Raw genomic sequence first — 11,332 nt, forward strand, 5'->3', positions numbered from 1 at the left:
GCGACGGTTTTGATCTAGACAGTCCAGATCATCGCAGGTGGGAGGCACCCTTCTTCTGTCCGAGCGTCAAGTCACGGCCGCAGCTGAACACATGAGGTCGATGGCCATGTCGACGTCAGCGAACGAGGTGATCGCCACGATGCTGTTGCCCGCGCCGTGGTGCGCCATGTCGCGGGTGAGCTGCCGGGTACCGCTGATCAGATCCATGTGGTCGCGGAATACGTCGAGGATCGCCGTGTAGAACGCACCGATGGAGGTGTGTGTCCTGGCCTTCGCGACCGGGGCGTCGGGCTCCTCGATCCGGGAAAAAAGGTCCACGGACTCCTTCGTCAGCCCGCTCAGGGAGAGGATCAGTCCGGGCCGGACCCCGCCGGGCAGCGGCCCCGGATACGTCGGCACCGTTCTCACGTCGGCGAGACGTGGAGCGCCTCCGATGGTGGTGAGCAGATTCCCGGCAAGACCCAGATGGGACATCTCGTCGAAGACGATCTTCCGTATCGCCGAGAATACGTCCCCGTCCTGGTCCTCAATGGACCACATCGCGCACAAATACGGCGGCAGCGTGGCGAGTTCCAGCATGACGGCCTGCTGCAACGCGTCCTTAAGCCAGTCGGCGCCGCGGAGTTCGGCAGGTTCGTCCAACAACGCGACGATCCTGTTGCTTCGGTATCCGGGAAGTGTGGTCATGGAGAGTCCCCTTCCGTCCGCGTCGAGGCCGGTGCGACCTAGCGTGCCCGTGACGAGGCGCGGGAGCCGGTGCGCAATGGTGCACCGTTCACAGGCACAGCCAGCCGCAGCCGAAGGGGACGGAATGGATCGTCTGCCTCGAAAGCACGACGAGCCGAGCAGGTACTTTCCACGTTACGTCAGTGAGGCCGGGGTGGCGCGTCGAGGACATGGAGACCAGTTTGCAGGCCCGGACGGCGGGAGCTTGCGGTATATGGGCACACCGCCAACTGCAACTTCTGGGACGACGACTGCTCCGGCGCCAGCGGGGCCGGCGGCGCCGGAGCTGCTGGCGGGGAGGGAGGTCCAGGCCCCTCGGGCGGTCCAGCGGCGTCATCAACATCCAGGCCAACGCGCTTTCCCCTTCATCGAAGTTATCGCGAAGGGAGGGCAGGGCGGGCAACTGGAGGGCTACTGCCACCGGCAGATTATCGACGCGGTCCGCTACCTGGTCGCCGGCGGCATCACCTGGTGGGCCATGCCCGCGGACTTCCCCACCTGGGACCGCGTCTACGCGTCGGCGCTGGCGCGGCAAGGGCCTGATCGGCGAACTGCACGACAGGCTGCACGACCACGTCCGCCAGGCGACGGGCCGGGATCCGGAACCGACGGAGCGCGTCGTCACGCACGGTCAAGGCCGCCGCGTCCGTGTCGGCCGCCACCAGAGGCTTCGACGCGGGGAAGAAGTCAACGGGCGTTATCTTGAGCCCACGCTGGTGTGTCCTTCATGTGTGTGAAGCACGCCGAATGTCCCCCAACTCGCGTGATGGATGCGGTTATCTGCCGCCGTGCTGCCGCTACGGGCGCGGCGCCAAGAACGGCTTGTGTTCCAAGCATCGCGACCGGTGGAACCGGGCCGACAAGCCTGATCTGGCGACGTGGGACGCCCCTGACCTGGTCCCGGGCGACACCGAGGCGGTCGAATGCGGATCACGAAGCAGCCTTCCTGCGGGTGCTGGACAGCGGCGTTCCGTTGGTCAGACGGCTGGTACGCGGCTCTCTGAAACCCGGGCTCCAACCCGATCGCGCTTTTCATGTATCTGCCTTCCGACTTCAGGATCCCCACGACGCTGTACTGGGCCTGGCCGCGGTCGTCGCGGACGTCACCGAATACGAGGAAGGCCGGCGTCGCGCCGTCATCCTCTCCCGCGGTCGAGAAAAGGTAGGGCGCACCCTGGACGTGGACTCCACCTGCCGGGATCTTGCTGAGGTCGTGGTACCCGCCTTTGCAGACCTGGCGGTCGTGGACGTTGTGGAGGCGATCGTCTGGGGCGACGAACCCGCTCAGGCCACGTCGGCCGCCCGCGTGCCGCTGCGCCGCGCTGCATCTGCCGGGGTGCAGGACAGGGACGGATATTTGGCCGCCACCGCCATGGGACAGCTGCGCACCGCCATCCACACGCTTGCCGCCCTCGACCTGGAAGCCGACGACCTGCTTGCCCGCCTCAACGACACCGTCCTGCAGCTGGCTGAGGAACGTCATGCCCAGCCAGCCGGGGACTGCGCGCACGGCGAATCGCTCACAGCTGCCTACTCCTACGCCCTCTATGACCCTGTCTCCTGCACCTGCATCGCAGGGCGTTCCGGACTGCCCGGCCTGTACCTAGCCTGCCCTGACGGAACCGTCACCACGGTTGAGCTTCCCAATGGGCCGCTGTTGGGCAGCACAGACATCGCACCCTTCGCCGCGACCACGCTCGACATCAGCGAGGGCACGGTCCTCGCTCTCGCCACCCCCGCGCTGCTCGACGCCGTGGGCACGGAGCGCCTTCGGCAGCTCCTCTCCCACCGTGGAGCATCGATGCAGGAATTGTGCGACAAGATCGTCTACGCCAGCCGCCTCGGCCAACCCACGAAGGGCGACGCCATCCTCGTTCTGGCCCTCGCAAACACGCTTCCCACCGACCGCACCACCGTCTGGAGCATCGAGGCCGACCAACGGGCACCGGCATGGGCCCGTGCCCAGGCCCGGAGCTGGCTCACCAAGCACCATGTGCCCGAGGAAACCGTCTTCGCCGCCGAGGTCATCGTCAGTGAACTCGTCACCAACGCTGTCCGCTACGGCGCACCACCCTTGAGCCTGCGCCTGATCCTGGACCGCACCCTGACCGCTGAAGTCACTGATACCAGCGCCACCAGCCCGCACCTGCGCCATGCCCGCGCCACCGACGAAGGTGGCCGCGGCCTGTTTATCATCGCCCAACTCGCCGACCGCTGGGGCACCCGCCCCACACCCAGAGGCAAGACAATCTGGGCAGAGATGCCCACTGCGGCAACCACACAGAGCTGAGACCCCTACGGCCGCTCTCACCGGGCCGTGGGCAGGGCGGGTGCGGCTGAGGCTTGAACGGCACAAATCTCCCACAGTCTGCCCTTATCAACGCAGGTCGGAGATGTTGATGCCTGGGGGAAGCCGCAGTCCGGGGGGCATCACCTGCAGGCCGAACTGCGGGGGGTGAGTGAAGTCGGCTACTTGGGAGAAGTCGACGGTGCCGCCGCTGAAGAGGGCGGGCGGCACCGTGGTGTAGACGGATGGGAGGTGGTGCTCACCGAAGTTCACCGTGCTGCCGGTGAAGGTCGCGCCGGTGAAGTCGACGGAGCCGTCGGAGAACTCAGCGCCTTCGAAAGGGACTTCGCCCGCCGTAAAGGCAGCGTCTCGGAAGTTCACTTGGGCGCCAGTGAAGCGGGCACCGTCGAAGGCAACCCAGCCGCCACTGAAGGTGGCACGGTTGAAGCGGAGGGAACCGCTGCGGAATTCGGCGAGCCGGAAATAGACGCAGCTTCCTTCTGCGAAGTCGGCCTCATCGAAGACGATCTGGTCCGAGCCGTGGCTGACGAAGAGCGTCTTGACGAAAATGATGTCGCCGCCAGTGAAGCGGGCGCGACGGAAGTCGGCCTCATCAAGGACAGCGCCGGTGAAGTCGGGGTCGTAGCCCTTGCCAGGACTCGGGCGCACCGTCGCGCAAGTGGGCGGCGATGAGCCCTAGAACAGTCACGCGCACTTCCCGCTCGCGCTGCCACGACGCAAGCGCCTGATCACCAGTGGGCGGATCGGGAGCATGCGGCATTCTCAGATGGCCGCACAGCACGTCGATGCAAATCTGTCGTTCCTGCGGCCACTCATCGGCAAGCCGTGCCATCGTGTAGGCGCCAGCCATGCGTACAGCCGGCTGGTCCGCTCCGAGTTGTTCGGCCGCGGCGCCGAACCGTTCGATCAGCGCCTTGTCATACTCGCGGGCGTCGGTCGCTTCACTCAGATGCTGGCGCCGATAGGCGACCACGAGTGCCACGACGCCGCCGACTCCTGCAACAACAGCCAATGCGATCTTGATGGCGTCGTATGTGTCACCGGGCTTGAGTGGTCCGGACACCTGCACCCGAGGCGCCCCCAGCATGAGCCACAGCAGTCCTAAGACTGTAGGCCAGGTGCAGCAGCATGACAGATCATCATGCCGTCCCTGCCCTGTGCATTGCAGATAGCCGGCCATGCGACGGGCACGACTCAAGATCAGCGATCAAGCCTGCCACCTGCGCGGATGATTTATCGGCACCCGCAGAGTTATCAGGGGGCGGGTGAAGGTCCCGATCTCCCGGTTTCCTCTGGCCTTTCAGCTGCCGGCCTTCGCTTCTTGGATCATCCTTCTCCCGCCGAGGACTTCAGCTCTCCTTGCGGTCGGCCTACCAAGCCTTGGCTTGGACCTCGACGGGGTTTCCACGTTCCGCACCGGTAAGACACGGCTGGGGTGGGCGCCCCCTCTACCCCGGGACCAGCGGTGTCCTCCCTCCGGGCTCAGTTACCCGAAGGTCGCTTGATGCCTCACAGCACCGGGTCCTATGACCGCCGCCCGCACGCCATCGAGCAGTTGGAGTGGCCGCCAATTGGCTGGGACGTTCCGCATGACCAGGGCGCAGTCCAGGGTCGCGCTTCCCAACGGAAAGCGGTCTGGGGCGTCGAAGAAGGATGACGCGGCGGAGCGAACCCGGCCGGCTTCCACGTGCCATGCGTCGGTGTGCAGTTCCATGCCGTCAAGGTGTCGGCCGGAACGGGTGGCCGAGAAGCCCCTTGCCCCGCCTCGGAAGAAACGGGAAGCCGCTGCTAGATCGGCGAAGAGCTCGCTGCCTCGCAGTTCGTCGGACAGCTCGACGGTGACATCCACCTGGGTGGCGCCGTCCCACGTCGCGTAGGCGACACGCACCCGGTCGGGCGTCTCGTGCACCTCGAAATCGGCGCGGCCGTGCTCGCCGGGGAAGATGCGGCCGCCCGCCCAGGCGTTGAGCCGCGAGGCGGTGTCTCGACGTGGGATGTAGACGCCTGTCTCGACGCCGTCCGGACCGTCCCATTCGACGGCGATCCGATGCGCCGCGTTCTCGCTCCGCAACCCGAACGCCTTGGGCGCCCAGGCAGGCCGGACATTTCCCAGCCGCAGCAGGCAGATGCCGGCGACCGCGTAGCCGTGCACCAGTTGCGGGCGCAGCGGCTCGGGGAGCAGGTGTGCCGCGGCGTCCGGAGCGAGCCGGTAGTTCACCAGAAGCCGTCGTTCGATCACGCTGGACAGCCGTGGTTGCTTCATGACCCCTCGCTCTGCGCCTCGGGACGCCATTTGGTGTGGCGGAGCACGATCTGCTCGGGGCAGACGGCACTGAGGAACCGGCCGATGCAGGTCGCCAGGCGTTCCTCGGCCAGCCTGTAGAGGATACGATTGCCGTCCCGGCGCTCGGTGACCAGGCCGGCGCTCTTGAGCACGCCGAGATGTCGTGAGATGGACGGCGCACTGATGGCGAATCTGCGTGCGATCTCACCGGCCGCAAGCTCGCCGCCTCTGAGGTCTTCGAGGATCTGGCGCCTCGTCGCATCAGCGAGAGCGCGGAAGGCCCCCGCCTCGTCCTGAGCCCCTGTCATGCTTGATGTTTACCATGTTGGCTAAGCATCTAACAACGGACCCAGCGGTCTTCATCGGCAGATGCCCGCCGGCTACCGCGCTCGGACTGGCCAACTCTCGCGCGCATGCGCCAACCGGAGCGCCCAGTCACAGATGCTGTGACTGAGCAGGCCAGTTGGCCACTTTGAGCGTCACAGTTGGCCGCAGGTCAAGCTAGGAGAACGCCAGCAGGGATCCGAGAGGTGGGGAGGGCATCACTCGCTCACCACAAACCGCCGGCTCTCTGCCCGAGAAGGAGCAGGAGGGCCAGGGTGAGGAGGCCGACTCTGACTCTGGGGCTGATTCCGTAGGTTGACTGCCCTCTCCAAAAGAAGAGTGTCGCCGCCAGGCTGGCGCAGGTGGCCGTGGCGAAGATGTACAGGAGGAGTAGACCCGGTTCGTTTACGATCCTTCCAGTTTCGACCCCGTGGTAGTGGTCCACGACGGCGAGTACGACAGCGATCACGGTGCACAGGAGTGTGGCAATCAGCCGCCAGATACGCCCTTCCCCTGCCCGCTGGCCAGGCTGCACGGGGAGCGGCTCCGGGGGCGTGCCGACCGGCAGTTGACTCTTGGGAGCGCGCCGCCTTGGTGGGGGGCCTGCAGCGGCGGTGCGGAGCATAGCCAGGGCGCTGTCGACGGTCGGGCGGTCCTCAGGCTCCTTGGCGAGCAGAGCGGTGATCAACCGGGCTAGCGCTGGATCCGCCCGCTTCGGTGGCGGTGGGTCGTACACCGCCACTGCGGCTGGGGTGGCGGTCAGGGTGTCCCGCCGGAAGGGGGACACCCCCTCCACCGTCTCGTACAGGGTTACTCCCAGCGAGAAGAGATCCCCCGAACCATGATCCTTGACGCCCTTGAGGCGCTCCGGGGCCATGTACTCGACCGAGCCGATGACCGTTCCGGTCCCGGTGAGACCTCTGGTATCGGTCTCGTGCATGGCGATGCCGAAGTCGGTGAGTAGAACGTGATCGTCTGCGGCCAGCATCACGTTGGCGGGCTTGAGGTCGCGATGCACGACGCCGGCCGCGTGGGCGGCCTTCAGCGCCGTCAGCAGCGCGACGGCCACCTCGGCCACTTGCGGGGCGGGGAGCGGCCCGTCGGCGCGCAGGCGCTCGCCGGATGAGCGCGGGGATCCGATGTCACCGCTGCGGTGGACGACCAAGTCGCTGCGCAACCTGGCTGTGGAGCTGACCCGGCAGGGGCATCCGGTTTCGGCGTCGACGGTGGGCCGGCTGTTGAAGGGGCAGGGCTTCAGCCTGCAGGCCAATACCAAAACGTTGGAGGGCAAGCAGCACCCAGGGGCGTTTCAAAGTCCCGGTGATCTTGTAGGTGTCCAGCTCAATCCGTGGTGAAGGGGCGGTGCCAGCCCGTCACGAACCCAACGAAGCTCCGGTTGAACGAGGCGACCTTGCCAAGTTGCCTGCCATAACCGGAGTTTCGATGTGTCGCCGGCCTGCCACCGGCTGCCTCGTGAAGCCGATGTCAGCGGCCACTTGGAATCCCCGCGCACGGCCACCTCGGATGTCACATTCAGTGACGAGCATGCGGGTCGGCCGAGGGGCCCGCCGGTTGTCTGCCTCCGGTCTGCACCGAGGCGATCAGCCGACGCGTCAGCCGGGGACGGGCGCACCAGTATGAGCTGTGCCCAGCGGTCCGGATTATGCTTCTTCTGCGGTGAGGCGTTGGAGCAGGTCGAGCAGGGTCGCGCGGTCTGCGTCGGACAGCGTGGAGAAGCACGCGGCGAGCACCTCGTCAGCGACCCTGTGTCCGGCTGCCAAGACCTGCTCGCCGACGGGCGTGAGGTGGTGTTCGATGCGTCGGCCATGTCCGGGGCGGCGCTCGACCAGGCCCTGGGCCGTCAGGCGGCCCACCAGCGCTCCGAAGGCCTGCTCGCTCTGGAACGTCGCCGCGGCCAGTGTGCGGGCTGACGCCCCTGGTGAGCGGCCGATCGCGCGCAGGGCGTCCCACTGGGCCAGCGTCGTGCCGACGGCCGCCAGTGCGGTGTCGAGCGCCCGGTGCTGTCGGTACTGGGCTTGCTTGACCGCTCTTCCAAGTTCTTGCAGGTCACCGCGCATGGACCGAGTCTACGGCATAACCAAGCTAGTTTATATAAACATCTTTAGTTACTCTGAAGGCATGCCCACAGACACCACAGCAGCCGTGTACCCCGACCTGTCCCTCACTCTGTCCGAGGCCGGAATGGGCAGGCCGGTCCTGCTCCTGCACGGCGGCGGGGGCCGCGCCACCGTCGCCGGCCTCGCCGAACACCTCTCCCGGACCGCGCGCACCCTCACGCCCGTGCACCCTGGATGGGACGGCACCCACCGCCCCGAATGGTTCACCGGCATCGACGACCTCGCCCTCGCGTATCTGCACTACCTGCAGGACCGCCGACTGCACGACGTCCTCGTCGTCGGTTCCTCGCTCGGCGGATGGACAGCCGCCGAGATGGCTGTACGCGACACGATGGGGATCATCACCGGCCTCATCCTGATCAACGCCGTCGGCGTGCACGTCGAGACGGAACCGATCACCGACTTCTTCACCCTCGACGCCCGCGGCGTCGCAGAGCACTCCTGGCACGACCCGGACCGCTTCTATCTCGACCCCGCCAGCAGCCCCGCCGACCAACTCGCACTCCGCCAAGCCAACATGGCCACCATGCGGGCCCTCACCGGCGACCCCTACATGCACGACCCCAAGCTGCTGCGCCGGCTGGGTCGCGTCCAGCCTCCCACCCTCGTGCTCTGGGGAGAGAGCGATCGCATCGTCACCCCCGCCTACGGCGCGGCATATGCCAGCGCCTTCGGCCACGGCCGATTCGAGGTCATCCCCCAAGCGGGCCATCTTCCGCAGATCGAACAGCCAGAAGCCACCTTCGCCCTGATCGACGCCCACCTCCGCCAGACGACCACCCGTTCCATCAACGCTCAGTGACCACCGGCGGCCAGTTGACTCGCCACCAACTGGCCGCCAGCGGGGAATCGCAACTGACCGCCATCAAGCCGCCCGTGCGTCTACAAGATGTTCGTATCGGCCTGCTGGAGCGGCTGCGTAGGCTGCCGGACCCGCGTCACCGGCGCGGTCGGCGCCATCGTCTGGTGGGCGTGCTGCTGAACGAGGTACGCCGTCTTGGCGTCGGGCGAGAAACCGCACGCTCTGTAGAACGCGTGTGTAGCAGGCTTGCGCGAGCCCGTCATCAGCATCGCTTTGTAGCAGCCCGCGTCCCATGCGGCTCGGAGCGTGCCAGCCATGATCTGCTTGCCCAGACCTGTGCCCCGCAGAGTCTCCTCAACGACGACGTTCTCAATCACCGCGTACGGCGACGCGGACCGAGTAAGGTTCGGGATCACGTTCAGGTACGTCGTGGCGACGACGACCCCATCGACTTCAAGCACGAACAGGTGCAGGCCGGCCGAACCCAGAATCTGCGCGAAAGCCGCTGCGTCAGACCCGTCGTATAGAACCGGCTCCTCCGGATGTAGTTGCCGGTAGAGGCGTAGAACGTTTTCGAAGTCGCCGGGCCCGGCCTCGCGGAACAGAGTCATGGTCGCAGGCTATCGACACCGCCGGATCTGGTCAGCGCCCCCGCCGGGGGTCGTCGTGCGCGCCCGGCACTCCGAGCACACCGCCGCCGCCCGGCAGGCCGCGCCCCGGTGATCTTGTAGGTGTCAAGCTCATGGCGTGGTGAAGGGGCGGTGCCAACCCGTACCGAACGTATCGGAGCTCAGGTTGAACGAGGTGACCTTGCCAAGTCGCCTGCCCAGTCCGGAGCCCCGATGTGCCGTCAGTCTGCCACCGTGTGCCTGATCAAGTCCCCGACGGAGCGTTCGGCCGAAACGCTGATGGAGCGACTCGTTGCGTTGCCCGATCCGCGCCACCGCCGGGGCAAGCGCCATCCCCTGCTCAGTGTGCTCCTGGTCGCGGCCTCGGCCGTGATCGCCGGGGCCCGCTCGTACGCGGCGATCGGACAGTGGGCCGCCTCCGCGCCCCAGCACGCCCTGGCCCGCCTCGGGGCACGCACGGTCGGCGCGTTCGCGGAGCGGATCGCCCCCAGCACCGCAACGATCCGCAGGATCATCGCCCTGGTCTGCCCCGGTGGCCTGGCCGACCTGACTGGCAGCGACCCGGCCGGAGCCGACTCGCTCGCGGTGGACGGCAAGTCCGCCAGGGGCTCACGCCACGACGAAGTCCCTGCCGCGCACCTACTGGCGGCGATGACCAGCGAAGGTCAGACCGTCGCCCAGTTACGGGTACCGGACCGCACCAACGAGATCACCTGCTTCGCAACGCTGCTGGCCCCCTTCGACCTGGCCGGAGTGACCGTGACCGCCGACGCACTCCACACCCAGCGAGCACACGCCCGCTTTCTGGTCGAACAGAAGCAGGCGCACTACCTGCTGGTGATCAAGGCCAATCAGCCGCTGCTGTTCGAACAGTTGCGGGCGCTGCCGTGGACACAGGTCACCGCCCGGCACTACCAGCGCGGCACCGGACACGGCCGACGAGAGACCCGTGTCGTGCGCACCCTGACCGTCACCGAACTCGGCCTGGACTTTCCCCACGCCGCCCAAGCCGCGAAGATCACCGGCTACCGCACCGACCGCAAGACCGGAAAACTGACCCGCCAGACCGTCTACGCCCTGACCGACCTGACCCACCAGCAGGCATCCCCGCAACGCATCGGAGATCTCGCACGATCGGAGTGGGCGATCGAGAACAGGCTCCACTTCGTTCGCGACACCGCCTTCCGCGAGGACGCCTCAAAGGTCCGCACCGGCCACGGCCCCGAGACCACGGCCACCCTGCGCAACCTCGCGATCAACACCCTGCTCCAGCACGGCCACCACAGCATCGCCGCCGGCCTGCGGCACGTCTCCTACGAGCCCTTCACCCGCCCACTCGACCTCCTCAACATCCCCTGACCAGCACACCAACATGATCACCGGGCTTTGAATCAGCCCTGCGGGTGCGGGTTCCGCCCACACGACCGATGAGTTCCGCCTCGCCGCGTCGTCTGCATGTTGGGAACGTCCCCTTTCCGCGTCTGCGGGAGGCCCGAGATGAGATGACAAGGAGCGTGCACACCGTGGACCAGGAGAACGTAAGCGCCACCCTGACTGTCGCCGTGCCCGCCGCGAGGGTGTTCGCGGTGTTGGCGGACCCGACGATCCATTCTGCGATCGATGGCACCGGCTGGGTTCAGGAATCTGTCGACCGGGTGCCGCTGACCGAGGTGGGGCAGATTTTCCGGATGGACATGTATCACGCCAACCATCCAAGCGGTGACTACCAGGTGGTCAACAAGGTCCAGGTGCTCGACCCGCCGCGCGCCATTGGCTGGCTGACGGGGCAGGAGAAGGGCGACGGTCACCTGGAGTTCGGCGGCTGGATCTGGCGTTACGACCTTGCGCCGCTCGGTCCGTCCGAGACTGAGGTCACGCTCACCTACGACTGGTCGGCGGTGCCGCAGTTCATCCGGGATCGCGGCATCCAGTTCCCACCGTTCGGCCCTGAGCATCTCACCAACTCGCTGCACCACCTGGCCGAGCTTGCCGCACCGACGTCCCGGGCCTGGACGCCCGGGGGCTAGTGTTCTGCGTCGTAAATAGCGAGTCTAAGTTCTTGCTATTTTTTTGGTCCGGACGGGGTGATCTTGGAGAGGTAGTCGGCGAGTGACTTCAGGA

At 66.8% G+C, this 11,332-nt stretch carries 12 protein-coding genes and 1 pseudogene; 5 read left to right on the forward strand and 8 right to left on the reverse strand.

The features are described from left to right. Window positions 1-66: 66 nt before the first annotated feature. Entirely contained in the window at window positions 67-687 is a 621-nt protein-coding gene (locus EFK10_RS02490; RefSeq protein ID WP_127354134.1) for a ferritin-like domain-containing protein, read from the reverse strand. Between the two features lie 772 nt (window positions 688-1,459). On the opposite strand from EFK10_RS02490, the gene EFK10_RS02500 reads away from it, so the two are divergent. Next, window positions 1,460-3,016 (forward strand): ATP-binding SpoIIE family protein phosphatase, encoded by a 1,557-nt coding sequence (locus EFK10_RS02500; RefSeq protein ID WP_164835788.1) that lies wholly within the window; start codon window positions 1,460-1,462, stop codon window positions 3,014-3,016. An 87-nt stretch (window positions 3,017-3,103) separates the two neighbouring features. Here the strand turns inward: EFK10_RS02500 and EFK10_RS02505 are convergent, their stop codons facing one another. From EFK10_RS02505 to EFK10_RS02525, 5 genes are all read right to left on the reverse strand, one after another. After that, window positions 3,104-3,682: a pentapeptide repeat-containing protein gene (locus tag EFK10_RS02505; RefSeq protein ID WP_127354137.1), complete on the reverse strand. Its 579-nt coding sequence runs from the start codon at window positions 3,680-3,682 to the stop codon at window positions 3,104-3,106. Beyond that, complete coding sequence (locus tag EFK10_RS02510) at window positions 3,627-4,103, reverse strand: hypothetical protein (protein ID WP_164835789.1); 477 nt, start codon at window positions 4,101-4,103, stop codon at window positions 3,627-3,629. The genes EFK10_RS02505 and EFK10_RS02510 overlap by 56 nt, the downstream gene beginning before the upstream one ends. Before the next feature lie 417 nt (window positions 4,104-4,520). Continuing rightward, window positions 4,521-5,297 (reverse strand): DUF2071 domain-containing protein, encoded by a 777-nt coding sequence (locus EFK10_RS02515; protein ID WP_164835790.1) that lies wholly within the window; start codon window positions 5,295-5,297, stop codon window positions 4,521-4,523. After that, complete coding sequence (locus tag EFK10_RS02520) at window positions 5,294-5,626, reverse strand: metalloregulator ArsR/SmtB family transcription factor (protein ID WP_127354139.1); 333 nt, start codon at window positions 5,624-5,626, stop codon at window positions 5,294-5,296. Before EFK10_RS02520 ends, EFK10_RS02515 begins: the two co-directional genes overlap by 4 nt. A 242-nt stretch (window positions 5,627-5,868) precedes the next feature. Further along, on the reverse strand, window positions 5,869-6,819 hold the full coding sequence (locus EFK10_RS02525; RefSeq protein WP_127354140.1) for a serine/threonine-protein kinase: 951 nt from the start codon (window positions 6,817-6,819) through the stop codon (window positions 5,869-5,871). On the opposite strand from EFK10_RS02525, the pseudogene EFK10_RS02530 reads away from it, so the two are divergent. Further along, window positions 6,761-6,943, forward strand: a pseudogene (locus tag EFK10_RS02530) (ISAzo13-like element transposase-related protein); the annotation flags it as partial. The gene EFK10_RS02525 and the pseudogene EFK10_RS02530 overlap by 59 nt on opposite strands. A gap of 360 nt (window positions 6,944-7,303) precedes the next feature. Here the strand turns inward: EFK10_RS02530 and EFK10_RS02535 are convergent. Beyond that, window positions 7,304-7,720 carry a MarR family winged helix-turn-helix transcriptional regulator gene (locus EFK10_RS02535; RefSeq protein WP_127354141.1) on the reverse strand — a complete coding sequence of 139 codons (417 nt, stop codon included), beginning with the start codon at window positions 7,718-7,720 and terminating at the stop codon, window positions 7,304-7,306. 61 nt (window positions 7,721-7,781) lie between these two features. Between EFK10_RS02535 and EFK10_RS02540 the strand changes: the two genes are divergently transcribed. Beyond that, the gene (locus EFK10_RS02540) at window positions 7,782-8,582 is read left to right on the forward strand and encodes an alpha/beta fold hydrolase (protein ID WP_127354142.1); all 801 of its coding nucleotides are present in this window, start codon (window positions 7,782-7,784) and stop codon (window positions 8,580-8,582) included. 80 nt (window positions 8,583-8,662) lie between these two features. Here the strand turns inward: EFK10_RS02540 and EFK10_RS02545 are convergent, their stop codons facing one another. Then, window positions 8,663-9,193 carry a GNAT family N-acetyltransferase gene (locus tag EFK10_RS02545; protein ID WP_206305277.1) on the reverse strand — a complete coding sequence of 177 codons (531 nt, stop codon included), beginning with the start codon at window positions 9,191-9,193 and terminating at the stop codon, window positions 8,663-8,665. Between the two features lie 231 nt (window positions 9,194-9,424). Here EFK10_RS02545 and EFK10_RS02550 point away from each other — a divergent pair, with 231 nt between their 5' ends. Both EFK10_RS02550 and EFK10_RS02555 read left to right on the forward strand, forming a co-directional pair. Beyond that, on the forward strand, window positions 9,425-10,570 hold the full coding sequence (locus EFK10_RS02550; RefSeq protein ID WP_240676937.1) for an ISAs1 family transposase: 1,146 nt from the start codon (window positions 9,425-9,427) through the stop codon (window positions 10,568-10,570). Window positions 10,571-10,734: 164 nt separating this feature from the next. Beyond that, a complete protein-coding gene (locus EFK10_RS02555) occupies window positions 10,735-11,238 on the forward strand; it encodes an SRPBCC family protein (protein ID WP_206305278.1) in 504 nt (167 codons plus the stop codon). The last annotated feature ends 94 nt before the right edge of the window (window positions 11,239-11,332 follow it).

The sequence above is a fragment of the Streptomyces soli genome, assembly GCF_003999195.1.
Lineage (GTDB): Bacteria > Actinomycetota > Actinomycetes > Streptomycetales > Streptomycetaceae > Actinacidiphila > Actinacidiphila soli.